Here is a 26,530-nt window from a genome sequence, read left to right as displayed (position 1 = left end):
GGTACGGAGCGAAGCGTAGTGGCCGCGAATCGGGAGCACAGGTGTAGCTCGTGCCGCCGCCGGAGCGAAGCGGAGGTGTCGGCATGAGCGGTACGGAGCGAAGCGTAGTGGCCGCGAATCGGGAGCACAGGTGTAGCTCGTGCCGCCGCCGGAGCGAAGCGGAGGTGTCGGCATGAGCGGTACGAAGCGAAGCGTAGTGGCCGCGAATCGGGAGCACAGGTGTAGCTCGTGCCGCCGCCGGAGCGAAGCGGAGGTGTCGGCATGAGCGGTACGGAGCGAAGCGTAGGTGTCGGCATGAGCACATTGGTGGTGTGGGACGAGCGGCTCCTGCGGTACGACATGGGCGATCATCCCCTCGACCCCGTGCGCGTGGAGCTGACCATGGCGCTCGCCCGACGGCTCGGCGTGCTGGACCGGCCCGGCGTCGTGCTGGAGCGGGCCGAGCCGGCGACCGACGAGATGCTCGCCACCGTCCACGACCCCGACTACATCGCCGTGGTCAAGGCGGCCTCGACGGGCCGGCGGATCAGCATGATGGGCCTCGGTACCGCGGACAACCCGACGTTCGAGGGCATGCACGAGGCCGGTGCCCTGATCGCCGGCGCGACCCGGCGGGCGGCCGAGGCGGTGTGGCTGGGGCAGGCCGACCGCGGGGTGAGCATCTCGGGCGGCCTGCACCACGCGATGCACGACCGGGCGTCCGGCTTCTGCGTGTACAACGACCCGGCCGTGGCGATCAAGCGCGTCCTCGAGCTCGGCGCCGAGCGGGTCGCGTATGTCGACATCGACGTGCACCATGGCGACGGCGTCCAGGACGCGTTCTACGACGACCCCCGCGTGCTCACGATCAGCCTGCACGAGTCGCCGCGCACGCTGTTTCCCGGCACCGGGTACCCGGACGAGACCGGCGGCCCGGGCGCGCCGGGCTCCGCGGTCAACCTGGCCCTCCCGCCCGGCACCGACGACGCGGGCTGGCTGCGCGCGTTCCACGCCGTGGTACCAGGGGTCCTGCGCGCCTTCCGCCCGCAGCTGCTCTTCACGCAGTGCGGAGCCGACACGTACCGCCACGACCCGCTCGCCAACCTCCGGCTCACCGTCGACGGCCAGCGCGCCGCGTACCTGGCCCTGCGCGACCTCGCCGCCGAGGTCGCGGGCGGGAAGTGGGTGGCGAGCGGCGGCGGCGGATACGCGCTGGTCGAGTGCGTGCCGCGGGCCTGGACGCACCTGCTGGCGGTGCTCACCGGGGAGCCGCTCGACCCGGGGCTGCCGATCCCGGGGGAGTGGCAGGACCTGGCCACGGCCCGGCGCCCGGAACACCCGCTGCCGACCGCGATGACCGACGGCGGCGACGCGACGTGGACGCCGTGGGTGCCGGGCGAGTCCCCGGACGCCGTGGACCGCGCCGTCATGGCGACCAGGAAAGCCGTGTTCCCGTTCTTCGGGCTGGACCCGCACGACCCGCGCGACTGATCCCCCGCGCGGTCGCCGGCGACGCGGTGCGCGGCCCGGCCAACCCGCGTGGGGCGAGGTTCAGCCCGGCCAGGTGGCCAGGCGTCAGCGCTGGACCGCCGCTTCGAGACGGGCCAGGCGCTGCTTGATCCGGTCCAGCTCGGCGAGCATCTCGGTATCGGCCGCCTTCGACGTGCCGTACGAGACCTCGCCGGCGACCCCGCGCAGCGCCGTGATCTCGTCCTGCAGCGCGACCAGCGTCTGCGCGACCACGTCGACGAACTGGTCGACCTCGTCCTCGTCGTAACCGCGCTTGCCGAACGGCGCCTTGGCGAACCGCAGGGCCTGCACATCCGCCGGGGTCAGCATCATGCGAGACACCGTAACCCAAAACGGTGGGAAACTAGGCAGGTGAACGACGTTTCGGACCGAGCGGCGGACGTGCTGCTCTCCGACGGGACCACCGTCCACTTGCGACCGATCCGCCCGGGCGACGCGGATCGGATCGTCGCGCTGCACTCCCGCTTCTCCGAGCGGACCAGATATCTGCGGTACTTCTCGGCCTATCCCCGGATTCCGCAGCGCGACCTGGACCGGTTCGTCAACGTCGACCACCACGACCGCGAGGCGTTCGTGGTCGAGCACGCCGGCGAGCTGATCGCGGTCGGCCGCTACGACCGCCTCGGCGCCGGCTCCCACCAGGCCGAGGTCGCCTTCGTGGTGGAGGACGCGCACCAGGGCCGGGGCATCGGGTCGGTGCTCATCGAGCACCTGGTCGCCGCCGCAGGCGATGAGGGCATCACCGAGTTCGAGGCCGACGTGCTGCCCGTGAACCGGGCGATGCTGCGCGTGTTCATGGCGGCCGGCTTCCACATCGAGCGCGAGTTCGCCGACGGGGTCGTGCACCTGTGGTTCCCGATCGCGGCCACCCCCGACTCGATGCGCGTGCAGCGGTCCCGCGAGCAGCGCGCCGAGGCCCGTTCAATCGCGCGGCTGCTCAACCCGGCCGGCGTCGCCGTCTACGGGGCCCGGGCGGGCGGCTCCGGCATCGGCGCGGCGCTGCTGTCGCACCTCAAGGGCGCCGGCTTCGCCGGCAGTCTGGTCCCGGTCCACCCGTCCGCCGAGGTGGTCGGTGGTCTTCCCGCCGTGCGGTCCCTCAGCGGTACCGCGGGAATCGACCTCGCCGTCGTCGCCGTCCCCGCCGACGCGGTGCCCGCGGTCGTCGCCGACTGCGCCGCGGCGGGCGTGCACGGCCTCGTCGTCGTCTCGGCCGGCTTCGCCGAGTCCGGCCCGGCCGGCGCCGAGGCCCAGGCCGCGCTGCTGCGCGCGGTGCGGGACCACGGCATGCGCCTGGTCGGCCCGAACTGCCTCGGCATCGCCAACACGGACCCGGGCGTGCGGCTCAACGCCACGCTGGCGCCGCTGCTGCCCCGCGCCGGCCGGGTCGGGTTCTTCAGCCAGTCCGCGGCGCTGGGCACCGCCCTGCTCGCCGAGGCCGACCGCCGGGGCCTGGGCCTGTCCACGTTCATCTCCGCCGGCAACCGCGCCGACGTGTCCGGCAACGACGCGCTGCAGTACTGGCGGGAGGACCCGCACACCGACGCCGTGCTGCTGTACCTGGAGACCTTCGGCAACCCGCGCAAGTTCGCCCGGATCGCCCGCGAGCTGGCCCGCCGCAAGCCGGTCGCCGCGGTCGCCAGCCCCGTCCGCCCGCCGGCCCTGGACGCGGTGACCGTCGGCCCCGACGCCCGCGGCGTCGCCGCGCTGTTCGCCAGCTCGGGCGTGATCCGCGTGGACACCGTCGCCGAGCTCTTCGACGTGGGCCTGCTCATCGCCGGCCACCCGCTGCCGACCGGGGACCGCGTCGCCGTCGTCACCAACGCCGCCGCCCTCGGCGTGCTCACCGTGGCCAAGGCGCCGGCCGCCGGGCTGCGGGTTGCCGAGGGGTACCCGCGCGACCTCGGCCCCACCGTGTCCGACGTCGACTTCGTCCGGGCCGTGCACGCCGCCCTCGACGACGAGCGCGTGGACGCCGTCGTGGCCGCATACGCGCCGGCCCTCGCCGAGGGCGACACGCTCGGCGTCGCGGAGCTGCTGCGCGTCTCCACCGCCGCCGCCCCGCGCCCCCTAGCCGTGGTGATGCCGGCCGACCCGTCGTTCGCGGTCGCACCCGCCTACGGCGACGACGACCCGGCGGCGCTGGCGATGTACCCCGCCATCGAGGAGGCGGTCCGCGCCCTGGGCCGAGTCGCCCGCTACGCCGCGTGGCGCCGCGAGCCGGTCGGCGCCGTGCCCGCCCTCCCCGGCGTGGACACCGTCCGCGGCACCGAGATCGCGGCCCGCCTGGCCGCCCTGTCCGGCGCCGGTGACCGTGGCCAGGCCGACGAGCTCCTGGCCGCGTACGGGATCCCCGTCGTACCGTCCCGCTGGGCCGCCGGAGACCGGGTCGCCGACGTGGCCGCCGAGGTCGGGTACCCGGTCGCCCTCAAGGTCGCCACCAAGCCCTGGCGGCACCGCATCGACCTGGGCGCGGTACGCCTCAATCTCACCTCGCCCGCCGCCGTCGCGGAGGCGTATCTGGAGCTCGAGCGCCTCTTCGGCCTGGGCGTCGAGGTCGTCGTCCAGCCGATGGTCGCCCCCGGGGTGGCGTGCGTGGTCGAGGTCGTCGACGACCCCTCCTTCGGCCCCGTCGTCGGCTTCGGCCTCGGCGGCGAGGCCGCCGACCTGCTGGGCGACCGCGCCTGGCGCCCGGTCCCGCTCACCGACCGCGACGCCGCCGCCCTGGTCCGTGCCCCGCGCGCCGCCCCGCTGCTGACCGGCTACCGCGGCGCCGCCCCCGTCGACCTGGACGCCCTGGCCAACCTGCTGGTGCGCATCGGGCGCCTGGTCGACGAGCAGCCGTCCCTGTCGTCGCTGAGCCTGAACCCGGTCCTGGCCCGCCCGACGGGCCTGGCCGTCCTGCACGCGAGCGCCGGCTTCGCCCCGCACCAGCCCCGCCCCGACAGCGGCCCCCGCCGCCTCTGACCCGCTCGCGGACCGATGCGTTCCTCACCTTCAACGAACGCGATGTGCTGAGTAGTGCGGGTCGTGTCTCCGCCGCGCAGGCGGAGACAGAAGCGAGCCGCGTGTACGCCGACTTTGATGGTCGTCGTCGCGAACGTGAGGTGCGGGAAGCTCGTGAGGAGGAGCTGCGGGAGTTGGCCACGCTCATCGAGATCGAGCGGCTCGGGTCGGTCCGGGATCACGGTCGTGAACGGGTTCGGCCGGACGACGAGGATCGAATAGCGCCACGAAACGGCGGGCAGGTGAACGGTCCGTCGTAGGCGTACAGCGGCCCTTGTGCCGTTCGTCGCCCACACCATGCCAACAGCGGAAGGCCGCCCCCGAGGGCGGCCTTCCGCTTGGTAACGGTCAGGAGGCGTACGCCTCGAGGCGCTTCGCCCGCGACGGGTGGCGCAGCTTCAGCAGGGTCACCTTCTCGATCTGGCGGATGCGCTCGCGCGACAGGCCGAACTCGCGGCCCACCTCGTCCAGCGTGCGCTGCCGGCCGTCGTCGAGGCCGAAGCGGAGGCGGATGACCGCCTGCTCGCGCTGCGAGAGGGTGGACAGGACGATCTCCACGTCGGAGCGCAGCATGCCCTGCGAGACGCTGTCGGCCGGCTCCTCGCGCGGGTCGATGCGGGCCACGAAGTCGCCCAGCGCGCTCTCGCCGTCCTCGCCGACGGCCTGGTCGAGGCTGACCGGCTCGCGATCGTACGAGATCAGCTCTATGACCTGATACTCCTCGACGCCCAGCGCGGCGGCCACCTCGGCGACGACGGGCTCGCGGCCCAGCGTCGCGGACAGGTCGCGGCGGACCCGGACCATGCGGTTGACCTGCTCGACCATGTGCACCGGGATGCGGATGGTGCGGGCCTGGTCGGCCATGGCGCGGGTGATGGCCTGGCGGATCCACCACGTGGCATAGGTGGAGAACTTGTAGCCCTTGGCGTAGTCGAACTTCTCCACGGCGCGGATGAGGCCGAGGTTGCCCTCCTGGATGAGGTCCAGGAAGGCCATGCCGCGGCCGGTGTACCGCTTGGCGATGCTCACGACCAGCCGGAGGTTGGCCTCCAGCAGGTGGGCTTTGGCGGCGCGCCCCTCGCGGACCACGATCTCGTAGGTGTCCATCCACGCCGGGTGCACCATGCCGGTGGAGAGCTTCTCCTCGGCGAACAGGCCGGCCTCGATCTTCTTCGAGAGGTCGACCTCCTGCTCGGCCGTCAGCAGCTTGGTGCGGCCGATCGTGTTGAGGTATGCGCGAACCAGATCCGCTGAGACGCCCGTGTTGTCGAGCGCGCCGTGCTCCTGCTCGTGCTGTTCGTCGGCCTCAACGTCAACGGCGTTGAACTCCGTGGTGTCACTCAGCGGCTGGGCCACTACGCTCGCCTCCCCTGGTTTGACAAGTGGCGCGATCATTCCTGCGAGAAGTAGCTTCGCTGAATGGGCGTGAAGTGGCGGTGAGGCGGCGCAGCAGTGGCACGAAACCGTGAGTCTCAGACCTCCAGCAGCACGGTGCGCGGTCCGACGTTCACGCTTTCGACGAGCATGTGGGTGCGAAATCGTCCGGTTTCGACGGTTGCGCCCCGGTCGCGGAGCGCCCTGCAGAACTCCTCGATCAGCGGCTCGGCGGCCTCGGGCCGGGCCGCGGCGCTCCAGGTGGGCCGGCGCCCCTTGCGCGCGTCGCCGTAGAGGGTGAACTGCGAGACAACGAGCAGTGGCGCCCCGGTGTCGGCCGCGGATTGCTCGTCGTCGAGGATGCGCAACTCGTGCACCTTTCGGGCGAGCGTTCCGGAAATTTCGGGAGTGTCCGAATGGGTCACGCCGACGAGCACCAGCAGCCCGTCCCCGATCGCGCCGACCACCGCGCCGTCGACGGTCACGCTGGCCCGGCTGACCGTCTGGACCAGGGCGCGCATCAGGCGGGCTGGGTGGACTCGGTGGACTGGGTGGACTCGGCCGGGAGCAGGATGCCGCGCTCGACGAGATGGGCCACCAGGGGCACCGCGACGTCGGCGAGGACCTCCGGCGGTACCTCATGGGCCGCCGCCAGCACGTCCACCTGATCCCCCAGGGTCACCGACCCGTCGCACGCGCCGATGAGCGCCAGGGCTACCGGGTCCACCTCCTCGACCCACCGCAGGCCGTCCGGCAGGGCGAGCAGCTGCCGCTCCACCTCCCAGCCCTCCGAGCCCAGCCCGGCCTCCTGCCGCAGCCGCAGGCCGGGCGCGGCGACCAGCCGGGCGCGCAGCAGGTCGCGGTGGCGCAGGAAGTCCTGCCGGTCGAACCAGTCGCCGATGAGCGGCCCCAGGGGGCCCTCGACGCCCTGGCGGAGGTCCTCGATGCGCACGGTCGGGTCGTCGTGGCCGGCCGCGCGCAGCGTGATCAGGCCGAAGCCGACCGCCTCCACCCGCTGGGCGTCGAACCAGTCCAGCCAGGCCGCGGCGAGGGCCGGCTGGAGTGCCGGGTCCTCGGAGGCATCGGCGAGCCACAGGTTGACGTACGCGAGGGGATCGGAGACCTCGCGCTGGATGACCCAGGCGTCCAGGCCGGTGCCGGCGAGCCAGTCGTTGACCCGCTCCCGCCAGTCCTGGCCGGTCACGTGCAGCCAGTTGGCCAGGAACTGCATGTGCCCGCCCGCGGCGAGCAGGCCCGGCGCGGTGGCGACGAGCTCCGCGCAGACGGCGTCGCCGGGGCGGCCGGAGTCGCGGTACGTGTGCGCGGTCGTCCCGGGCCCGGCGACGAACGGCGGGTTGCTCACGACCAGGTCGAAGCGGCGGCCCTCGACCGGCCGGGTCAGGTCGCCCTCCAGCAGCTCCCAGTCCAGGCCGTTGAGGGCGGCGGTGGTGGCCGCGAACCGCAGCGCCCGGGGCAGCACGTCGGTGGCGGTGACCCGCCGCGCGTGTGTGGACAGGTGCAGGGCCTGCACCCCGCAGCCGGTGCCGAGGTCCAGCGCGGTGCCGACCGGGCGGCGCAGGGCCGCGGCCGCGAGGGTGGTGGAGGCGCCGCCGATGCCGAGCACGTGGTCGCCGGGCAGGGGACGGCCGGGGCGCATGCCGGCGGAGAGGTCGGCGACGACCCACCAGTCGCCGTACGGCTCGAGCTCCAGCGCCGCGCGCAGGCCGTCGCCGTCGGGCTCCAGCAGCGGCCCCGCGGAATCCAGCGGCAGCGGCGCGAGCGCGGCCGCGACCCGGTCCGGCGGCTCGGTCTGCCCGCAGATGAACAGCCGGATCAGCGTGGCGAGCCGGTCGCCCCGCGCCTCGGTGATGCGCAGCGCGGCGCGGAAGTCGTTGCGCGCGCACGCCGCCGCGGCCTCCTCGCCGAGGTGGGCCTTGATGCCTTCCGAGGTGTACCCCGCCGAGGCGAGCGCCTCGCGAAGCCGTGCCAGTGCGGTGCCGTCCAGCAGTGCGTCCACACCGACATCCTGGTACTTCAGCGTTGATCGATGCCTATGCAGGCCACGACTCGGGACCCGTCGGCCGCCAGGAAGAGCTGGAAGTGGGTCGGCGGGTCGGCCACCTTCGCCTCGCCGACGCGCAGCGGCCGGTCGCCCGAGGTCTGCAGCTGCTCGATCGCCTCGGCGCCGCCGAGCATGGGGTTGCCGATCTTCGCCATGTGCTGCGCGCGGCGGGAGTAGCTGCGCGCGAGCTGGTCGGCGGGCAGGGTGTGGTCCCAGACAACGTATTCGGCGCCGGCGCCAATCGCGGCGCGGCACGCCTCGAAGGCTGCTCCGGGCTCCTCGGCGAGGAGCCGGAGCAGTGCTTCACGCTCCATGCTCTATATGACCACAAAGCAGAAATTTCTACCAGCGCCGATCCGCAGTTCCTGTTAGTTCTGGCAGCCCTTGAGGTGTGTCGCGGCGTCCGCGGGCACGTTGTCCCGGCAGACGCCGTCGGTGCCGCCCACGAGCGCGGCCCAGGTCTTCTTCGCGGCGTCGTACTTGAACAGCACCACCGCCGGCTCGAGGTTGGTCGGCTGGGTGACCGCGGTGGCCCAGCCGCCGTAGCAGCTGACGTCCTTGAGCCCCTTGCCCAGCACGACCGCCGAGGCGACCTTCGCGTTGGCCCGGAACGCCTTCTCGAGCGTGGCCGCGTTGACCGGGCAGCCGGCCGTCGCCGCGCTCGATCCGCCCTTCACCGAGGGCGATGCGCCGCCCGGTGCTTCGCTGCTCGCCACGGCCGCCGCGCTGGACGCCGCGGCCGAGGTCGTGGCGGCGGCTTCGTCGTTGACCGGCGTGTCGTCGGAACAGCCGGCCAGGACGGTCGCCAGGAGCATGCCCGAGACGGCGACCGGTAATGCGATTCGTGTATTCACATGCGGCATGGTGCGGCCTGGCCGCGCCGCGCGCATGTCGGCATCACGACAGGTGGCCGAGGAAACGCCCGAGCACCTCGACGACCAGAGCGTGATCCTCCGCCTGCGGCAGACCCGACACCGTGACGACGCCGACGACGCCCACATCGCGGACACGGATCGGGAAGGCGCCGCCGTGGGTCGCGTACTGTGCGGGGTCGATCCCGTACTCCGCGTCGAACGCCTCGCCCTTCGCCGCCAGCCGCCGCCCGACGAGGAACGACGAGGCGTGCATCCGCTCCACGACCCGGATCTTGCGCTCGATCCAGCGGTCGTTGTCCGGCGTCGTGCCCGGCAGCGCGGCGTGGAAGAGCTGCTGCCCGCCGCGGCGCACGTCGATCGTGATCGGCAGCGCGCGTTCCCGCGCCACCTCGACCAGCAAGCTGCCCAGCGCCCATGCGTCGTCGTTGTCGAACCGGTCGAACCGCAGCCGCTCCTCCTGCGCCTCCAGCTCGGTGATCAGCTCTTCCACGGTTCTGCGCTCCTCGTCCCGCGGCGAACCAAGCCGCGCTCAAGTCGCCGGCAAAGTCCGGCCCGGAGGATTCTGCAGCATGAGAACCCGGACGTTCACCACACCGGCGTCGGCGCGCAGCAGGAGGCCCGCGACGAGGCGTGGTCGCGGATCGTCAGCGGCCTCAGGACGGTCCTGGAGACCGGCGCGCCGCTACCCGGGTGGCCACCGGTCGGACGGCCTCCTCGCGGGCGACCGGTGCGGCGCGCTGCTCAGTCCTTGGCGGCCTTCGCCTCGGCCTTGACCTGCTTCTTGTACTCGCGCACCCGCACCAGCGAGGCCTCGTCGACGATGTCGGCGACCGACCGGGACGAGCCCTCCTCGCCGTACCCGCCGGCAGCCTCCCGCCACCCCTCGGGCCGCACCCCGTACTGCTTGCCCAGCAGTGCCACGAAGATCTGCGCCTTCTGCCTGCCGAAGCCGGGCAGGTCCTGCACCCGCCGCAGCAGCTGCGCGCCGCCCGTGACGCCGGCCCAGATCCCGGCCGGGTCGCCGTCGTAGCGCTCGACGATCACCCGGCAGACCTCCTGAACCCGAGCTGCCATCGCCTTGGGGAACCGGTGCAACGCCGGCGGTGTCGCGAAGACCTCCACCAGCGCCTGCGAGTCGAAGGCGGCAAGCTCCCGCGCGCTCGGCTCGTGGCCGAGCCGTTGCGCCAGCACCCACGGCGACGTGAACGCCTTCTCCAACGGGATCTGTTGATCCAGCGTCATCCCGACGAGCAGCGCGAGAGGGCTGCGGGTGAGGTACTCGTTCGCCGCATCATCGATCGGCAGCGTGATGGCCATGCCGACATCCTGCCCGCGAGGCGCCCCGATCGTCACGTGATTCGGCGTACCTCACGACTACGCTTGGGGCACTCGAGGCTGGAGGTGACATGGCAACGCTCGAGCGGCCGCGGATCGAACAGCGCACCCCGGAGGATCTGGTTCGCGACGTCCAGCGCGGTGTGGTCCGGATCCCCCAGTTCCAGCGGGGATTCAGGTGGGAGGCGGGCGACGTCGTCAAGCTGTTCGACAGCGTCCTTCGCGGTTTTCCGATCGGTAACCTCCTGCTCTGGCGACGCCCCGCCCCCGCTCAGACACTCCACGTCGGGCCGCTGACCATCGAGGCGCCGGAGCTCGATTCGGCCCTGTGGGTGGTGGACGGCCAGCAGCGCATCACCTCGCTCGTCGGCGCCCTGGTCGCGGCGCACACCGCCACGGACCTGCGCTTCCGGGTGCATCTGGACCTGGGTTCCGGCGAGTTCCAAACCGCGGGCACCCGGCAGCTGACGCCCAGCACCTGGATCCCGGTCAGCTTCCTGCTCGATACCGCGACCCTGCTGCGCTGGATGCGAGAAAACGGCGAGTGGCTCTCGGACGAGCAGCTCACGCTGGCGGACCAGGCGGCGAAGGCGATCCGGGAATACCAGATCCCCGCGTACGTGGTCACCACCGACGACGAGAAGCCGCTGCTGGACATCTTCACCCGGATGAACAATGCCGGAAAGCGGCTCACGAAGGCCGAGATCTTCCAGGCCCTGCACTCCCAGACCGCCGGGGACGCGCCGCTGACCCTGGCGGCGATCGGCCGCGTGCCGGCCGAACTCGGCTACGGCGCGCTCGACGACCAGCTCGTGCTGCAGTGCGTGCTCGCCTACCGCGGTGGCGACATCTTCCGCACTGACTTCGCGGGCGAGTTCGAGTCGGCCGAGGACCAGACCGAGACGTTCAGCGCGTTGGCCGCGAACCTGCGGGACGTGGTCGCGTTCCTGCGAGACGTGGCCGAGATCCCGCATGCGAGGCTGCTGCCGTACTCCAATGTGGTCCCGGTGCTCGTCCGCTTCGTCAAGCTGCACGGCGCCCCGGAGGGCCGTGCGGCGACACTGCTGCGACGGTGGGTCTGGCGCGGCGCGGTGGCCGGCACCCATGCGCGCGGCCAGAGCGTCGCCGACATGCGCGGGCAGATCAGCGCCGTGAAGCGCCCGAATCCGGTGGCGGCCGCCGGCGCCCTGCTCGAACGGCTGCCCGCGCACACCCGCTTCACCGCCGAGCTCGACAAGGTGCACTTCAACCAGGCGGTGGCGAAGATCAATGTCCTCTGCCTGTGGTCCGCCGAGCCGCGCGATCCCGCAACCGGCACGCCGGTCGACATCGCCCGGCTGCTGGACGAGGGCAGCCCGCTACGGCCGATCTTCGACAGCGCCGACCTCGCTCTGGCCGGCACGTTCGCCAACCGCGTCATTGCCGCCTCCGGCCCGGCCTCAATCCTGCGGAGGGAGCTGGCCAAGGCATCGCCTGAGGTGGCCGAGAGCCACCTGCTCGACGAGAAGGCCCAGAGTCTGCTGGCCAAGTCGTCACCCGCCGCATTTCTCGAACGGCGCGCCGCCATGTTGACCGCCGCGTTCGAACGACATGTCGATCGCATGGCGGAGTGGGGTGCGCGTGACGGCCGGTCGATCGCCGATCTGATGAGGACGGGCTGAGTGAAGACACCGGAAGCCGAGGTCCGCCTGCACGGGCGCCGGGTCGGGCTCCTGCGCTTCAGGAAGGGCCGCGCCTACTTCACGTACGAGGACGATCTCGACGCGCCCGCTCACCGCACGCTCGGACAGATCTTCGAGGACGACCCGCGAGCCGTGCGCCGCCCGATCGGCGGCGGCGTCCCGGCCTGGTTCGCCAACCTGCTGCCCGAGGGGGCCCTGCGCAAGCAGATCGTCCGAGATCTCTCCGCTACGCCGACGGCCGCACGCCCAGCCTCGCGCCCGTGTACGACTTTCACTCGCTGACCATCTACAGCCAGTACCGTTACGAACCGCTGGCCCTGAGCATGAACGGTGAGAAGGCCCGCCCGGTCCACGTCACGCTGGACGACTTCCGGCGCATGGCCGAGCGGATCGGCGAGGACCCCGAGGCGACGGCTCGCACCGTCGCCGAGACCGTCGAGCGGATGCGGGCCGCCTGGGCCGGCGAACTGCTTGCCGAGGCGCGCGGGCGGTTCGAGCCGCTCGCCGGGCACTACGAGGAGCGGCTGCGCTCGCTGCCGATCAGCGCGGGGCCGGCGGGCGGGTGAAGTAGGCCGGGCCCATAGGTAGCGACGCCGGGTATGGCTAGCCCTACTGGAAGACTCGATCCAGCGTCCTGGTTCGCGTCGGCCGATTTCGCCTAGCTTGGGCGCATGACGTCGACCAACACGCTGCTCACGGCGGTGATGCGGCCCCGGTTCCTCGCGTCGGCGTGGTGATCGTCGTCGCGGTGGCGAACACGGCCACCGCGGCGGACGCGGCGCCGGCGCTCCTGGCGTTCTTCGACGGCGGATGGTGATGTACAACCACCCGCCGAGCGCCACGGGCCGGCACGCGCCGATCAATCCTTGATCACCCGTTGGCGGACGCCTGCCAGGTGTCGAGAACCCCCGCCAGCCATGGCGCGTACGACTCAGGGGACCGTGTGATCCGCTGCGCCAGTTCGGCGGGCGTGACCCAGTCGACGGCTGCCACCTCGTCCGGGTCTACGTCCGTGGGGTCGCCGGAGTAGGGGCCGACCAGTACGTGGTCGTATTCGAACTCGACCCGCCCGGAGTCCGGGTCGGCGGCTTGATAAACGTAGACGCCGACCTCGCGCAAGGGCACGGCTGTCACGCCGAGCTCCTCCATGAGCCGGCGGTCGGCGGCCTCGACGAGCGCCTCGCCCGGGCCCGGGTGGCCGCAGCAGGCGTTGGCCCACCGCAACGGGAACCGGGTCTTCACCGCGGCTCTGCGCTGCACCAGCACCTTTCCCTCGGGGGAGACCAGCAGCACCGAGAAGGCGCGGTGCAACCGGCCGGGCGCGCGGTGCGCCAGGTCGACGGTGGTTTCGCCGATCGCGCTGCCGTCGGTGCCTACCAGCTCGACCAGGTGTTGCTCCCGTGTGTTCACGACACTCCCGCGATGCACTCAGCCGCAAAGCGGCCAGAGGTGAAGACCGTTGTTGTCATTGTGCGGCGAAGATCGCGAAGTTGGTAGGGGTCCGGTCAGGCGTGACGTGCGCCGCGGTCGAGGGGCGCTGCCACCACGGCCGTCCCGGGCGGATGTCGTGGTGGTGCTCGGCGACGGATTTCACCTCGACCAGTGCGGGCCATAGGTTAGGCATACGGCAGAATGCCGGGTAGTGCGAGCGCAGAGACGCCGGTAGGGTTTGCACTCGCAACGGCGTTGGCCGGCAGTTGTCGCCCGCCGTTTTCTTTGGGCTGCCCATGATTGGATTCGAGTTGGCGCGAAAGCAGGCCGACCCTGTGAGCGAGCAAGTTGGTTCGGATAAGCGCGACCATTCGATGGCGCCGAGCCGGCCCGTTGGTCAGCAGGTGTCCATCAAGCGGCAGGTCATCAGGCTGGTCCTGATACCCAGTGCCGTCGCCGTGATCCTATGGCTCGTGGCTTCCGGATATCTCGTCTTTCAGGGATTCTACAACCGGGAGGTCGCCAGCGGTGTCCGTCAGGTATCGATTCCCGCGGTTTCCGCGCTGGCGTCGATCCAGCAGGAGCGGCGGCTGAGCGTCGCCTTCCTCAGCCAGCCGCCGAAAGACGGGCAGGACCTGCTCAAACAACGGCAGCGGACCGATGAGCGACTGGCCGAGCTGCGCACCGTCGCCGACGCGGGGCTGGCGAACGCTCCGCAGTCCATCGTGACGCGATGGAAGGCGGTGACAGAATATCTGGACCGGCTTCCAGGCATACGAACCGCGATCGATTCCAGGTCGTCGGGCGTGCAGCCGGCGTACGACTTCTACAACGAGCTGCTCGATGCCGCGACCGCGCTTTTCGACACTCAGGCCCGGATGGTGCCCGATGCCACGGCGACCAAGGGCGGCATCGCGGCGACCGAGGTGTGGCGGGCCAGCGACCTGATGTCCCGGGCCGGATCGTTGATTGAGGCCGCGTTCGGCGCTCGTGCGCTCAGCGATCAGGAACATCTCGAGTTCGTGAGCCTGGTGAGCGCCTACCGTTTCGGCCTGACCACCGTCGCGCCACACATGGAGCCAGAGGTACGTCAAGGGTATGAGAGTCTCGCCGCGGGCGATGCCTGGAAACAGTTGGCCGCCGCGGAGAATTCGGTCATAGTCAACGGCCCGTGGCGCAATGGCGTGCCTCGTGGCCTGTCCGTTGACCTGGCTCGTTGGCAGACGCTCACCCGCCAGGTCTCCGACGAATTGGTCGGCCTGACCGTTCTGCAAGCCGATCAGGTTTCGGCCCGGACGCTGAGGACCGGCAACAATCAGCTGCTCTTCGCGTCATTGGGAAGCTTCGTCGCGCTGGCGATCGCGGTCGGCGCGATCCTCTGGTCGGTCCGTCGGTCGCAGGTCCTGGTGGACCAGGGGCTGTCCGTCCGCCTGGCCCGGCTGGGCAAGGATGCCGCGGAGACGGTCGATGAGCGGCTGCCGGCCATGATGAACCGGTTGCGTCGACGGGAAGCGGTTGACCTTGAGGTCGAGCTTCCGGCACGGGACTACGGAGCCGACGAGATCGGCCAGGTCGCCGACATCATCAACCGGTCGCTGCGGGTCGCGGCGGGTGCCGCCATCGACGAAGCGAAGACCCGGGCTGCCAGCACCGAGATGCTGATGGGCGTCGCTCGCCGCCCTCAGCGTCCGCTGCAACGCGGCCTCATGGTCATCGAGGACCTGGAGAGCCGGATCGGCGACGAGAAACTGCTCACGCAGCTGTTCGACGTCAACCACCAGCTCAACCAGACTCGGCGCTTCCTGGAAAACCTCGTCATCCTGGCCGGTGGGCAGATCGGCCGGCGTTTCAAGAACCCGGTGCCCCTGCGCCGGGCGCTGCTGGCGGCATTCGCGGAAACGCACCAGTACCAGCGACTCTCGCTGCGCAGCGCACCGGATGTGGCGGTGACGGGACCGGCCGTCGCCGGAACCATCCATCTCTTGGCCGAACTGCTCGACAACGCGCTCGCCTTCTCCCCGCCGACGACAACGGTCTGGGTCACGTGCGTCCCGGTGCCACACGGCGTCGCGGTGGAGATCGAGGACGCCGGCGTGGGCATGGCGCCAGAGGCCGTGGAACGCGCCAACATGCTGCTGGCGACCGCACCCACGCCGGATGTGACCGAGCTGGAGGGCGGCAAGCAGGTCGGCCTGTACGTCGTGGCCGAGCTGGCCAAGCGTGAGGGCGTGCAGGTAGGGCTCCGCAAGTCGGCCTACGGCGGGCTGCTGGCGATCGTGCTCCTGCCCGAGCGGGTGCTCGCCGGCGAGCCCACCGGCGGCATCCAGCCCGCCGAGCCCGGCGTACCCGATGAGTGGATGAACACCGGCGCCCACTCGGTCCCGGCGGCAGCGTCGGCGTCACCTCTGGACGACGTCCCTCGCTACGATGTGCGTCCCCCTGCTGCCGCGGCCGCGACGGGCCCGAACGGATCAGCAGCGGGTGTGCGTGATGACAACGCCGGTGCAAGCCGACGACCCGACCCTATGGGCGGCATGATGAGCGACCATCCACGCACCGGCGCAAGCGTTCCCCGGCAATCCCCGGTGGCTCCCGTGGCCGGCACCGATTCGCCCGGACCGAAAGCCGCTGACCGGCCGGCACTACCCCACCGCCAGCCTCAACATCACCTCGTGCCCGAGCTGCGCGACGACGAGCCACCGGCAACCGGCCCGCAGGCGACCACGGCGCCCACGAGGTCGCCGGAGGATTCCCGGGATCGGTATGCGCGGTACCAAAAGGGACGGGCCGAAGGTCTGGCTGTCAACAACAACACACGTACGAGAGCTGATCAAGGCGGGATGGCGTGACCCACTCAGCACAGCAACATGATCTGGCGTGGATGCTGGACGGTCTTGTGGAGGTTCCGCATGTTGCCTATGCGGTTGTCGTGTCCACCGACGGGCTGATCGTTCAGAAATCCACGTCGCTGCTGCAAGACACGGCGGAGATCGTGGCCGCCGGTTCGGCTTCGCTGTACAGCATCGCAGCGGGAATAGGCCGGCGAATCGGCAGCGGGCCGGTGGATCAGATCGTCGTCGAATATCACGATCACATCCTGTTTCTTGCCGCCGCGGGCCACCATGCTCGCCTGGCTGTGCTGTGCGAGCCGAATGTCGACATGGGAACGGTTGCCTACGAGGTGCGACGCCTGGTGACCCGCATCGGCGAGTATCTCGGCACCGAGGCGCGCTCGGCCGCGCTCACGGCAAACGGTCAACTTGGCACGGGCCATGGCGTATGACATGTGGGAAGGCGACGACCCGGCCGAGGCGGGCCGGCTCGTCCCCCTGTACATCCTTGTCAATGGGCAGACGAGTCCGCGCAACACCAGCCTGGACTTGGCGACTCAGGTCATCGCCCTCCTACCCGGTGCACAGCGGCTGGAGCCGGAGTACGAGGAGATCGTCAGACGGTGTACGAACTGGATGTCCATCGCCGAGCTGTCCGCGTACCTGCATCTCCCGCTGGCCATCATGAAGGTCATGGTCGATGTGCTCCTCGATCAGGGGTATCTAGGCGTCGGATCTCCCGCCCAGGAGAGGATCGCGGATCTTTGGGTGCTGGAAGAGGTTCTTGCCGGTCTCGAACGAATCTAAGCAGAGGGACTGATACACGTGGATCGCAAATCGGTCAAGGTCGTCGTGGCGGGCGGCTTCGGCACCGGTAAGACCACCTTGGTCGGATCGGTCAGCGAGATTCCGCCGTTGACCACGGAGGAAGTCCTTACCCAGGCCAGTGTCGGCGTCGATGACGTGACGGGCGTGGAGGGCAAGACGAACACCACGGTTGCCCTGGACTTCGGGCGCATCACCATCAGCCCGGACGTCGTGCTCTACCTGTTCGGCACGCCGGGACAGGACCGATTCTGGTTCATGTGGGACGAGCTCGCGCAGGGTGCGGTCGGTGCGATCGTGCTGGTCGACACCAGAAGGCTCGGCACCAGTTTTCCCGCCATCGACTACTTCGAGCGGCGAGGCATCCCGTTCATCGCCGTCATCAATCGGTTCTACGGCGAGTGCCTGTACACCCAGGAAGAGATTCGCGAGGCATTGGAGCTGGATGCCTCCGTTCCGCTCCTGTGGTGCGACGCCAGGGACAAGGCGTCCAGCAAGCAGGCATTGATCGTGTTGATCCGGCACGCGATGGCGCGCTTGCCGGTCGGCTGACCGGTCGTTCGACGGCGTTCGTCACGCACGCGGGTTCGGATCGCTCCGATGCCCGGCCGCCGCAAGCCGGCCGGGCATCGGATCAGGGCTAATGGCCGGCGTCGGCCGGCGAATGGGCCGCGATCTGGCTGAGGTAGCGGTCGGCGCCCTCAGGTGTCATGAACCAGTCGACGAGCCGGTTCGGGTCGGCGAACCCGTTGGCGAGGCGATTGGCCACCTCGGGGTGCTGTGCCGCCGCGCCCAGGATGCGCTGGATGTGTTCGGGCGGCGGCTGGAGCATCCCGTTGCTCACGTTGGTGATCTGCGCGGCGGTGCCCACCCAGAACCGCTCGAAGGTGCTGTGCATCCAGTCACGGTCGAACGGATCGTCGTCGTGGCGCTCGAGGATCGCGGTCAGGTAGGCGTCGGCACAACGCGCGGCGGCGTTGGCGCCCTGCGCGACGACGGGGTCGTTGGTGACGATCACGTCGGCGGCGCCCAGGACGAGCGCGCCGGAGGGCAGTTCGCCGACCGGTCGCCGCACGGTGGGGGTGAAGCGGCCGGTCAGGGTGGCGCGGGAGTCGGTCAACTCGACGTGGGCACAGCGCTCGTACAGCCACGGGGTGTGCTCGCGGATCAGGCCGACGGCCCGCGCCAGGTGCTCATCCGGGTCGGGACGGTCGCCGAACACGTCCAGCGGCCCGCCGGGTACGGCCTCCCAGAACAGGATGTCGCACGGCCCCGTCGTGGTCAGCGCCGGGATGAGGATGAGCTCGCCGGCGCCGGGCAAGACGGTGAACGTGACGTTGGGCCAAAGGTCGGTGTGCGGCTCGCGGTCCATGCCATTGACGTAGGCGGCGGCCAGACCGCGCTGCGGTGTGGTGTACGGGGAGCGAGACGGATCCCGGTCGAACAGTGCCGTCAGGTCGCCGCGGCCGGCGGCGATGACGATCAGGTCGTAACGGCCGGACTCGGCGATCTCGTCGAGCTCGCCGATGCTGATGTTCGCGGTGTGGACGGTCCCGCCACGCTTCTCGAACAACTCCAGCCAGCCGGCCATCTTGACCCGCTGGTCGGTGCTTCGCGCCGGTGAGTCCAGCGCGCCGTGGATGTCGAGGCGGTCGCCGGCGGGGGAGGCGACGGTCCAGTGCAGCCCGGCGATGTCCGGCGTCTCGTCCGCCCAGAGGTCGAGTCCGAGCCGCTGTTCGATGGCCACCGCGGGGCCGAACATGACCTGGGTGGAGGTCGGCCGATCCTCACGGATCTCGTCGGGGGTTCGTGCCGTCAGGATGGTCACTTCGTAGTCGCCTGCCTGGAGCAGGCCGTGGCCGAGCAGCAGGCCGCATTGGCCGGCGCCCACGATCAGGACTCTGCGCATCAGTGCTCCCTCATGAGGGTCGAGATCGCGGCCTACAGTGGCTGCAGCCTCACCTTGAAGTGGCGCAGCAGAGGCGGCGATGAGACGATCCGGTACCCGCGGACGCGCTCGGGTGCCTTGGCGATGCCGGCGAGCACCGAGGCCACGTATTCGAGGTGGGCGTCGGTGTAGACCCGGCGTGGGATTGCCAGCCGTACGAGTTCGAAGGGCGCCGGCGTCACCAGCCGGTGCGCGTCGTCCATGCCGCCCAGATACAGCGACCCGAGCTCGGCGCAGCGAATGCCCCCGTCGAGATACAGCTGGCACCCCAGGGAGTGGCCCGGGAACTCGCGCGGTGACAGGTGCGGCAGCAGCCTGCCGGCGTTGAGGTACAGGGCGTGGATGCCGGGCGGCTGGATGGTCTCCACGCCGGCATCGTTGATCATCTGTGCCAGCCGGGCGGTAGAGGCGGCCCGGGACCGCAGGTATGCCGGGTCGACCACCTCCCGCAGCCCTTGGGCAAGCCGTTCCAGGTCGTGGCCGGCCAGCCCGCCGTAGGTGGAGAACCCTTCGGTCGCGATCAGGTTCGCCTCGCACGCCGAGTGGAGGTCGTCGTCGCGCAGGCCGATGAACCCCCCGATGGCCGTCAGCCCGTCCTTCTTCAGGGACACCAGGCATCCGTCGGCGAGCTGGAACGCACGGGTGGCGATCTGCCGCGGTGTCCAGTCGGCGTAGGCGGGGTCCCGCTCGCGCACCAGCCAGGCGTTCTCGGCGAACCGTGCCGCATCGAGGAAGAACGGCACGCTGTGGCGCCGGCACAGTTCGCCGGCGGCTTCGAGGTTGGCCATGGACACCGGCTGCGCGCCGAGGCCGTTGTTCGTGATGGTCATCAGGACCAGGCCGACCTTGGGTCCTTCGGGCCCGGTCAGGGTCCGTTCGAGCGCGGCGAGGTCGATGTTGCCCTTGAACGGCTCCGCGCTGTCGAGGTCGGCCGCCTCGGGGCACGGCAGGTCCCGTGGCTCGGCGCCGACGAGCTCGACGTTGGCGTGGGTGGTGTCGAAGTGGGTGTTGCTGATGCAGATCTGGCCGGGTCCGAGCAGGCTGGTGAACAGGATGCGCTCACCGGCGCGGCCCTGGTGAACCGGCAGGATGTGCGGATACCCGGTGAGGTCGCGGACCTCATCGCGGAACCGGAACCACGATCGTGCTCCCGCGTAGGACTCGTCGCCGAGCGCGGCGGCGGCCTCCTGGGCGGCCGAGGTGGCGCCCGTGCCCGAGTCGGACAGCAGGTCGATGGTGATCTGGTCCGCGCGCAGGTTGAACGGGTTGTAGCCGGCTTTGGCCAAGGCCAGCCGGCGTTCCTCCGCGCTCAGGAACGGAATCTCTTCGACGACCTTGATCCGCCATGGCGGCGGCAGCGGAATATTCACAACGCGCTCCTCGAAGTCACGGTGTCAGGCGGCGGTCTGTGTGACCGGGCGCTTCGCGATGCTCCGAAGCGGCGGCGTCTGCCGTGGACGCGGCGGAGTCACCTGGTACGCCTCGGAGGACAGGTAGACGGTCACACCTGGTCGCGGCGGGCCCAGACGCAGGGAGACGTGCGCGATCAGCCCGACACCGGCGCGAAGCGGCCGCTGCGTCACCGCGGCGAGTGCCCGATCGAAGGCTGAGCTGTCGAACCCGTGCCGGGCGAGCAACGCCACCACCCGGTCCCGGGCTTCCTCGTCGTCGTGGACGTAGCTTCGAATCGGTACGTACAAGCTGTAGCCAACCGGCGTGTCGGCATCCCCTGTGAGGGTGTAGCTGCCCACGAGCGGGCGGCCGCCGAAAGGGCCGGGACCGCCCCCGGCCACCGCGCAGAACTCGGCGAGTGCCGCCACGTCCACGCCGTCGACCACGCCGGCCGCCCGAACCACGTCCGAAACCTCGGCGTCGTGATGGGTGAGGTAGAGCTTGACGCGGGAGTGCGGACCGTCGTGCAGGTCCAGCGCGAAGAACGTCAGCCGATCACCCTGGCCCAGCTCACCGGGCCGTACAGCATGGTCCAGCATGGCCTGGTATGCCGTGCCCAGCCCGAGCCGGCGCAACGCTTCGGCCACCAGTTCCGGCGCTCGCTGCGCTCCCGAGACCTCAGGATTGAAGTACACCTTGAGCTCGGGCCGTCGGTCGCTGCGAAATACCAGCGACCACCACTGGGAGAACTCTGCCTGGGAATGCTCCGTGGCGAAGAGATCCTGGACGCGATCGAAGCGCGACGTGGACAGGCCGAACCGATGGGCCTGCGTGCGGAGGAATTCGTGTGCGGCGGACAGGTTCGTCAGCACGCCGGGTGGCGAACCCATCGCCTCGCCGAGAATTCTCAACGAGGGAGGCTCTCCCTCGTTGTACGCGATCGAGAACTCGACGGGCGTGTGATCGTCCGCGACGTCCGACGGCCACGCCGGCGGATCTGACAACCGACGCGATCCGACCGGACCGAGCAGGTCCCTCAGTAGGTCCACAGGTGCATCCGGATCGAGTTCGACCACATCGCATAAGCGTGTCAACTGGCCACTCAAGCGTTCAAATACGGACAAACCATCCATGAACCGGTCCTCCCAGGTTGATCAAATCGGCTTCGCCTCGCGTTTGCTCGTGACGTACGCATGGCGTTCGGGGTTGATCGCGCCTCTGCTGCGGGTGCTGCTGACGCCATGGCGTCGCAATCGGCGGTGTCGGAGATTCGGGCAGCGCGGTCTGACGTCGACTCGGTCGGCTAGAGGATCTTTCCTGCGCCAACATCGTGGTCGACTGATAACGCTGAGTCGAGTGAGATGATGCTCACAATGAGGCGCCAATTTGTCGCTGACAGTGACCTTAGCGAGCGCTAATCAGATATGATGCGCGGAGCGCTGATGGCTGAGGTGCGGCGATGCGGCGCGGGGGATCCCGCCGCGATGATCCAGTCGTGCTGGATTGATCACTGAGAGCAAGCCAAGTCGATTTGTGGCGGGCCTGGGCGCTGCCGTGCACTCATGAGGCGTGGTGGCTCAACGTGCTAATCTGCAGGATTTAGCCCGGGATTCCTGCCCGGATTCCATGGTCCGGATCGGGCCAGAGGTGACCCATTTGCCGCGCCGATGTGTTCGCCGCGATGACGGAGAGCGGCGCGCGAGCCGGCCTGACTGCCGGACGCTGTAATTGGTCGCGTCAACGATGTTTGTCTATGTCGTATGGCACGCCATACAAGCCGAGGACGGCGCCATCAATGCGCCGTGAATGACGTGCGGTATGCCTCCATCCATTCCCGCTGTTCGCGCAGCAGCTCCGTCTCCTCGGTCAGGGCAAACCGGAAGATGTCCTCGGGCTTCGGGTCGGGCAGCGCCAGGCACGCGGCCCGGGTCTCGGCCGCGACCTGCGCCGCCTCCTCCTCGAGTTCGTCGAAGAAGCGCTGGTCGGCCCAGTCGCGGGCGCGGACGAGCCGCTCCAGGCGGGCGATCGGGTCGCGCCGGCGCCACGCCTCGACCTCGTCGTCGGAGCGATACCGGCGCGGGTCGTCGGAGGTGCTGTGCCCGGCCATGCGGTAGGTGGTCGCCTCGATGAGGACCGGGCGCCCGCCCTGTCGTACCGACTCAGCGGCCCGGGCGGTGACCGCGTGCACGGCGAGCACGTCGTTGCCGTCGACGAGGTGGCCCTCCAGGCCGAAGCCCTCGGCGCGGCGGTGTAGCGGAGCGGCCATCTGCCGGCTCGTGCCGGTGGAGATCGCCCACTGGTTGTTCTGGCAGAAGAAGATCACCGGGGCGCCGGCCACCGCGGCCCAGTTAAGCGCCTCGCTCACGTCGCCCTGGCTGCTCGCGCCGTCGCCGAAGTAGGCGAGCACGATCTCGCTGGCGCCGTCCAGGCGGACGCCGACCGCGTATCCGGCGGCGTGCAGTGTCTGTGTGCCCAGCACCAGGCTGTAGATGTGGAACCGGTAGCGGGCCGGGTCCCAGCCGCCGTGCGTCACGCCGCGCCACTGCGCCAGCAGTTCGGCGGTGCCGACGCCCCGGCAGCGCGCGGCTGCGTGCTCGCGATAGCTGGGGAACACGTAGTCACCGGGCGCGAGCGCCCGCACCGAGCCGACCTGCGCCGCCTCCTGCCCCAGCGACATCAGCCAGAGGCCCAGCTCGCCCTGGCGCTGCAGGGCGAGCGCCTCCTCGTCGAAGCGCCGGGCGAGCACCATGTCGCGCAGCAGGTCGCGGCACAGCCGCGGGGTGACGTCGAGCGGCGCGCGCTCGTCCGCGCGCAGCGTGCCGTCGGGCGACAGCAGCTGGATCATGAACCTCCCCATTCATTCAGTCATCTCATCTTCTCGTGACCGGCGGCATTGCTGGCCCGATGACGCCATCGAATTTGTCATAGTTGCCGCATGGACCTCGCCCGCCGCGGCGCGATGGGCCGAGAGCGCTCCCGCGCGAGCGTCACACGGGATCCGGCCCGGCGGGAATGTGCATGGCGTCCCGCCCGGCCGTAAGGTGCCTACGTGCTGAAAGGTTTCCGGGATTTCATCTCGCGCGGCAACGTCATCGAGCTTGCCGTCGCCGTCGTCATCGGCGCCGCCTTCAACGGCGTCGTCACCGCGTTCACCGACGGTTTCTTGCAGCCGCTGGTCAAGCTGTCCGGCGGTATCGGCATCGAAGACGCCCAGGGCCTCCCGATCGGCAACCAGGTGCTCAAATGGCCCGAGTTCGTCAACGCCGTGATCACCTTCATGCTCACGGCCGCGACGGTGTACTTCCTGATCGTGCTGCCCATGAACAAGCTCGCCGAGCGCCGCAAGCGCGGCCTCGCGCCCGAACCGGAGGCGCCGAGCGACGAGATCCGCCTCCTGACCGAGATCCGCGACCTGCTGGCCACCGGGACCACGACCCGCGAGCAGGGCGCGAGCGTGGCCGCGGGCCTGGAGAGCTACGAAGGATCGGCCTACCCCGCGCAGCGGAATCCACCCACGAAACCGACCGCCACCTGAGTCACGGTCGGCCGCGGGGGCGTGGCAGACTCGGGGGTAATGGCCCGCAGGGTACGACCACAGTTGATCACCGATGCGGCGCGCAGCCCCGAACAGGAGCTTCGCGCCCGTGAGGTGCGATACGTGTTCATGATGCTCCTGCGCGCCGCCTGCATCGTGGTGGCCGCCATCCTGGTCGCGACCCGCCCGCCCCTGCTGTGGCTCTGGCTCACCGTCTGCCTGCTCGGCGGCGTCGGGCTGCCGATGATCGCCGTGCTGCTTGCCAACGACGCGCCACCGCGCCCGGAGAACCGGCTCCGCAACCGGCTGCGCCGCCGCCCGACGTCCCACCCGGACCCGGGTCACGCCCTCGACGACCGCGAGCACCGGATCATCGATCCGGACTGATGCCGGCCCGGCGCCGTCCGGCCGGCGTCAGGGGCCGTCGTCGCGGCCGTGACGTCAGGGCGCTCAGGGGCGCCCGCCCAGCCGCGACACCGCTCGCGCGCCGAGTTCGTTGCCGCGGTCCAGCGCCGCCTCCGGCCCGGCGCCGCCGAGCCACGCCGCCAGGAAGCCCGCCGCGAACGCGTCGCCGGCCCCGGTCGGGTCCACCACCCCGGCCACCGCGACCGCCGGCGCGTGCACGACCTCACCCGGGGCCGCCCAGGTGGCGCCGCCGGGCCCCGACTTGACCACGACCGCGTCCGCGTGGGCCAGCAAGGCCCGCGCCAGCGTCGCGGTGTCCGCCCCGCCGCCGGGCCCGGCCATCACCCGGGCCTCGTCCAGGTTGGCGAACAGCATGCCGGGCCGCGGTACCGAGGCCAGGAACGCGCTCGCCCCGATGCGCTCCAGCGGAGCGGCCGAGGCGGCGTCCAGGCTCGTGGTCAGCCCCCGGCGGCGGGCCTCCGCGAGCGCGTACCTCCCGGCCGGGGCACAGTCGGCGTCGAAGAGCACGTAGGCGGACAGGTGCAGGTGCCGCACCCCGGGCAGCCCGAGCGCCCGCTCGACGTCGGAGCGGTCCAGGAGCCGGTTCGCCCCCCGGTCGGTGAACATCGTGCGTTCGGCGTCGGAGGTCAGCACGACCACGGTCCCGGTCGCGGCCCCGGCCACCCGCCGCACGCTCGTCGTCACGCCCGCGGCGCGCATCTCGGCGACCCGCGCGTCGCCCGGCCCGTCATCGCCCGCGACCCCGGCGAAGACGACCGGACACCCGGCCGCCGCGAGCCAGGCCGCGGTGTTGGCCGCCGACCCGCCACCGCCGATGCGCACCTCGGCGATCGTGTCCGAGCCGATGGCGAGCGGGCCCTCGTGCACGGTCAGGATGTCCGTGACGACGTCGCCGATGACCACCACGCTCACCGCGCGCCGCCGCCGGGCCGACACCGGCGCTGCCGGCTCACAGGGCCGCGGCGATGCGGGCGGCCAGATCGGCGTTGCGCAGGATGATGCGCACGTTCACGTCCAGGCTCCGGCCCTCGGTCGCGGCGTGGAAGTGCGACAGGAGGTACGGCGTCACCTCCTTGCCGGTGATGCCGTCGCGCTCCAGCCCGGCCAGGCCCTCGGCCAGCACCCGGTCGTGCAGGGCCGGGTCGAGCTGCTCGCCCACGGGCAGCGGGTTGGCCACGACCAGGGCGCCGCGGTGCAGGTCATGCGTGAGGGACGCGCGGATGATCTCGGCCACCGCCTCCGGGTCGCCGGCCGACCAGTCCAGGTCGTAACCGGCATCGGTGAGGTAGAAGCCGGGGAAGCGGCGGGTGCCGTAGCCGACCACGCTGACGCCCAGCGTCTCCAGGCGCTCCAGCGTCGCGCCGACGTCGAGGATCGACTTCACGCCGGCGCAGACGATCGTGATCGGCAGGCGGGACAGCGCGGTCAGGTCGGCGGACTCGTCGAAGGTGGACGCCGCGCCGCGGTGCACGCCGCCGAGGCCGCCGGTGGCGAAGACGGCGATGCCGGCGCGGGTCGCGATCGCGGAGGTGGCGGCGACCGTCGTGGCGCCGTCGGCGCGGGTGGCGGCGGCCGGGGCGAGATCGCGCACGGACAGCTTGACCACGTCGTCGCTCGCCGCCAGGTGTCCGATCTCGGCGTCGTCGAGCCCCACAACGATCTCGCCGCCGATCATGCCGATGGTGGCGGGCACGGCGCCGGCCGCGCGGACCGTCGCCTCGATCTCCTTCGCCACGGTGAGGTTGGCCGGGCGGGGCAGGCCGTGCGAGATGATGGTGCTCTCCAGCGCGACGATCGGCGCGCCGGCATTGCGGGCTGCCTCGACATGTGGGCCGAAGCGGATGGCGTGGTTGATCACCAGCCCACCATAGCCCCGCCGATGCGGGCCAATTCGCGCCGAGCCTGGCAGACTGGAGCCGTGACGACCACTCCCGAGAACGGTGGCGGGACTCTCACCGACGAGCGTGTCGAAGAGCAGACCAGCACCGATTACCGTTACGACGCCGGCGACCACGAGAAGTTCTCGCACTATGCGCCGAAGGACAAGATCATGCAGGCCATGATCGAGGGGACGCCGGTGCGGGCGCTGTGCGGCAAGCTCTGGGTGCCCTCGCGCGACCCGAGCCGGTTCCCGGTCTGCCCCGTGTGCAAGGACATCTACGAGAACGTGGTTCAGAACGACGACCCCACTCCGTGACGTTCGGCTCGGTTCGGCACATCGCCGGACCGACGCCCGCTAGGCTGTCAACGCCTTCGCGGTCCGCGCTGACGCGAGGGCGTTTTCATGTGCCCGAGCCCGGAT

28 protein-coding genes are annotated in these 26,530 nt (G+C 70.8%); 12 read left to right on the top strand and 16 right to left on the bottom strand.

Going from position 1 to position 26,530, the window contains the following annotated elements:
* Window positions 1-294 precede the first annotated feature (294 nt).
* A complete protein-coding gene (locus ABT297_RS06420) occupies window positions 295-1,470 on the top strand; it encodes an acetoin utilization protein AcuC (protein WP_350545382.1) in 1,176 nt (391 codons plus the stop codon).
* An 84-nt stretch (window positions 1,471-1,554) separates the two neighbouring features.
* Here ABT297_RS06420 and ABT297_RS06415 read toward each other — a convergent pair whose 3' ends face one another.
* The gene (locus tag ABT297_RS06415) at window positions 1,555-1,821 is read right to left on the bottom strand and encodes a DivIVA domain-containing protein (protein WP_350545379.1); all 267 of its coding nucleotides are present in this window, start codon (window positions 1,819-1,821) and stop codon (window positions 1,555-1,557) included.
* A gap of 39 nt (window positions 1,822-1,860) precedes the next feature.
* Between ABT297_RS06415 and ABT297_RS06410 the strand changes: the two genes are divergently transcribed.
* Window positions 1,861-4,473: a bifunctional acetate--CoA ligase family protein/GNAT family N-acetyltransferase gene (locus ABT297_RS06410; RefSeq protein ID WP_350545376.1), complete on the top strand. Its 2,613-nt coding sequence runs from the start codon at window positions 1,861-1,863 to the stop codon at window positions 4,471-4,473.
* 387 nt (window positions 4,474-4,860) lie between these two features.
* On the opposite strand, the gene sigB is transcribed toward ABT297_RS06410, so the two are convergent.
* From sigB to ABT297_RS06375, 7 genes are all read right to left on the bottom strand, one after another.
* On the bottom strand, window positions 4,861-5,868 hold the full coding sequence (gene sigB / locus ABT297_RS06405; RefSeq protein WP_350545374.1) for an RNA polymerase sigma factor SigB: 1,008 nt from the start codon (window positions 5,866-5,868) through the stop codon (window positions 4,861-4,863).
* 116 nt (window positions 5,869-5,984) lie between these two features.
* A complete protein-coding gene (gene dtd, locus ABT297_RS06400; protein ID WP_350545371.1) occupies window positions 5,985-6,407 on the bottom strand; it encodes a D-aminoacyl-tRNA deacylase in 423 nt (140 codons plus the stop codon).
* The gene (locus ABT297_RS06395; RefSeq protein WP_350545368.1) at window positions 6,407-7,903 is read right to left on the bottom strand and encodes a DUF7782 domain-containing protein; all 1,497 of its coding nucleotides are present in this window, start codon (window positions 7,901-7,903) and stop codon (window positions 6,407-6,409) included. Before ABT297_RS06395 ends, dtd begins: the two co-directional genes overlap by 1 nt.
* Before the next feature lie 17 nt (window positions 7,904-7,920).
* Window positions 7,921-8,262 (bottom strand): hypothetical protein, encoded by a 342-nt coding sequence (locus ABT297_RS06390; RefSeq protein WP_350545365.1) that lies wholly within the window; start codon window positions 8,260-8,262, stop codon window positions 7,921-7,923.
* A 54-nt stretch (window positions 8,263-8,316) separates the two neighbouring features.
* Window positions 8,317-8,802 (bottom strand): hypothetical protein, encoded by a 486-nt coding sequence (locus ABT297_RS06385; protein WP_350545363.1) that lies wholly within the window; start codon window positions 8,800-8,802, stop codon window positions 8,317-8,319.
* 43 nt (window positions 8,803-8,845) lie between these two features.
* Window positions 8,846-9,313 (bottom strand): heme-degrading domain-containing protein, encoded by a 468-nt coding sequence (locus tag ABT297_RS06380; protein WP_350545360.1) that lies wholly within the window; start codon window positions 9,311-9,313, stop codon window positions 8,846-8,848.
* A gap of 251 nt (window positions 9,314-9,564) precedes the next feature.
* Window positions 9,565-10,140 (bottom strand): HhH-GPD-type base excision DNA repair protein, encoded by a 576-nt coding sequence (locus ABT297_RS06375; RefSeq protein WP_350545358.1) that lies wholly within the window; start codon window positions 10,138-10,140, stop codon window positions 9,565-9,567.
* Window positions 10,141-10,229: 89 nt separating this feature from the next.
* On the opposite strand from ABT297_RS06375, the gene ABT297_RS06370 reads away from it, so the two are divergent.
* Genes ABT297_RS06370 through ABT297_RS06360 form a run of 3 tightly spaced genes read left to right on the top strand, consistent with a single transcriptional unit; the run spans window position 10,230 to window position 12,406 of the window.
* Window positions 10,230-11,819 carry a DUF262 domain-containing protein gene (locus tag ABT297_RS06370; protein ID WP_350545355.1) on the top strand — a complete coding sequence of 530 codons (1,590 nt, stop codon included), beginning with the start codon at window positions 10,230-10,232 and terminating at the stop codon, window positions 11,817-11,819.
* Complete coding sequence (locus tag ABT297_RS06365) at window positions 11,820-12,122, top strand: HipA N-terminal domain-containing protein (protein ID WP_350545353.1); 303 nt, start codon at window positions 11,820-11,822, stop codon at window positions 12,120-12,122.
* Window positions 12,101-12,406 carry a hypothetical protein gene (locus tag ABT297_RS06360; RefSeq protein ID WP_350545350.1) on the top strand — a complete coding sequence of 102 codons (306 nt, stop codon included), beginning with the start codon at window positions 12,101-12,103 and terminating at the stop codon, window positions 12,404-12,406. The genes ABT297_RS06365 and ABT297_RS06360 overlap by 22 nt, the downstream gene beginning before the upstream one ends.
* 304 nt (window positions 12,407-12,710) lie before the next feature.
* On the opposite strand, the gene idi is transcribed toward ABT297_RS06360, so the two are convergent.
* On the bottom strand, window positions 12,711-13,250 hold the full coding sequence (idi, locus tag ABT297_RS06355; RefSeq protein WP_350545348.1) for an isopentenyl-diphosphate Delta-isomerase: 540 nt from the start codon (window positions 13,248-13,250) through the stop codon (window positions 12,711-12,713).
* Window positions 13,251-13,305: 55 nt separating this feature from the next.
* Window positions 13,306-13,464, bottom strand: a complete 159-nt coding sequence (locus tag ABT297_RS06350; RefSeq protein ID WP_350545346.1) for a hypothetical protein — start codon at window positions 13,462-13,464, stop codon at window positions 13,306-13,308.
* Between the two features lie 142 nt (window positions 13,465-13,606).
* Here ABT297_RS06350 and ABT297_RS06345 point away from each other — a divergent pair, with 142 nt between their 5' ends.
* From ABT297_RS06345 to ABT297_RS06330, 4 genes are read left to right on the top strand one after another with little or no spacing between them, the layout of a single operon-like run.
* A complete protein-coding gene (locus ABT297_RS06345; protein WP_350545344.1) occupies window positions 13,607-16,120 on the top strand; it encodes a sensor histidine kinase in 2,514 nt (837 codons plus the stop codon).
* Window positions 16,117-16,554, top strand: coding sequence for a roadblock/LC7 domain-containing protein (locus ABT297_RS06340; protein WP_350545341.1), 438 nt, complete (start codon window positions 16,117-16,119; stop codon window positions 16,552-16,554). The genes ABT297_RS06345 and ABT297_RS06340 overlap by 4 nt, the downstream gene beginning before the upstream one ends.
* Window positions 16,544-16,909, top strand: coding sequence for a DUF742 domain-containing protein (locus ABT297_RS06335; RefSeq protein ID WP_350545339.1), 366 nt, complete (start codon window positions 16,544-16,546; stop codon window positions 16,907-16,909). Before ABT297_RS06340 ends, ABT297_RS06335 begins: the two co-directional genes overlap by 11 nt.
* 18 nt (window positions 16,910-16,927) lie before the next feature.
* Window positions 16,928-17,479 (top strand): GTP-binding protein, encoded by a 552-nt coding sequence (locus tag ABT297_RS06330; protein WP_350545336.1) that lies wholly within the window; start codon window positions 16,928-16,930, stop codon window positions 17,477-17,479.
* An 88-nt stretch (window positions 17,480-17,567) separates the two neighbouring features.
* Here ABT297_RS06330 and ABT297_RS06325 read toward each other — a convergent pair whose 3' ends face one another.
* From ABT297_RS06325 to ABT297_RS06310, 4 genes are all read right to left on the bottom strand, one after another.
* Window positions 17,568-18,836: a styrene monooxygenase/indole monooxygenase family protein gene (locus ABT297_RS06325; RefSeq protein WP_350545333.1), complete on the bottom strand. Its 1,269-nt coding sequence runs from the start codon at window positions 18,834-18,836 to the stop codon at window positions 17,568-17,570.
* A 32-nt stretch (window positions 18,837-18,868) separates the two neighbouring features.
* A complete protein-coding gene (locus ABT297_RS06320; RefSeq protein WP_350545330.1) occupies window positions 18,869-20,245 on the bottom strand; it encodes a tryptophanase in 1,377 nt (458 codons plus the stop codon).
* Between the two features lie 24 nt (window positions 20,246-20,269).
* Window positions 20,270-21,400, bottom strand: coding sequence for a tryptophan dimethylallyltransferase family protein (locus ABT297_RS06315; protein WP_350545328.1), 1,131 nt, complete (start codon window positions 21,398-21,400; stop codon window positions 20,270-20,272).
* A gap of 659 nt (window positions 21,401-22,059) precedes the next feature.
* Window positions 22,060-23,112 (bottom strand): thiamine pyrophosphate-dependent dehydrogenase E1 component subunit alpha, encoded by a 1,053-nt coding sequence (locus tag ABT297_RS06310; RefSeq protein WP_350545325.1) that lies wholly within the window; start codon window positions 23,110-23,112, stop codon window positions 22,060-22,062.
* A gap of 204 nt (window positions 23,113-23,316) precedes the next feature.
* Between ABT297_RS06310 and mscL the strand changes: the two genes are divergently transcribed.
* A complete protein-coding gene (gene mscL, locus ABT297_RS06305) occupies window positions 23,317-23,802 on the top strand; it encodes a large conductance mechanosensitive channel protein MscL (RefSeq protein ID WP_350545323.1) in 486 nt (161 codons plus the stop codon).
* Between the two features lie 63 nt (window positions 23,803-23,865).
* Window positions 23,866-24,189 (top strand): DUF3099 domain-containing protein, encoded by a 324-nt coding sequence (locus ABT297_RS06300; RefSeq protein WP_350545320.1) that lies wholly within the window; start codon window positions 23,866-23,868, stop codon window positions 24,187-24,189.
* A 63-nt stretch (window positions 24,190-24,252) separates the two neighbouring features.
* On the opposite strand, the gene ABT297_RS06295 is transcribed toward ABT297_RS06300, so the two are convergent.
* Window positions 24,253-25,134 (bottom strand): carbohydrate kinase family protein, encoded by an 882-nt coding sequence (locus tag ABT297_RS06295; RefSeq protein WP_350545554.1) that lies wholly within the window; start codon window positions 25,132-25,134, stop codon window positions 24,253-24,255.
* 43 nt (window positions 25,135-25,177) lie between these two features.
* Entirely contained in the window at window positions 25,178-26,086 is a 909-nt protein-coding gene (locus ABT297_RS06290) for a pseudouridine-5'-phosphate glycosidase (protein WP_350545318.1), read from the bottom strand.
* 60 nt (window positions 26,087-26,146) lie between these two features.
* Here ABT297_RS06290 and ABT297_RS06285 point away from each other — a divergent pair, with 60 nt between their 5' ends.
* Window positions 26,147-26,425 (top strand): DUF3039 domain-containing protein, encoded by a 279-nt coding sequence (locus tag ABT297_RS06285; protein WP_350545315.1) that lies wholly within the window; start codon window positions 26,147-26,149, stop codon window positions 26,423-26,425.
* Window positions 26,426-26,530: the final 105 nt, after the last annotated feature.

This window comes from Dactylosporangium sp. NPDC000555, assembly GCF_040300025.1.
Taxonomy (GTDB): Bacteria; Actinomycetota; Actinomycetes; order Mycobacteriales; family Micromonosporaceae; genus Dactylosporangium.
The sequence above is the reverse complement of the archived record's forward strand: the minus strand, read 5'-3'. Positions and strand labels throughout refer to the sequence as shown.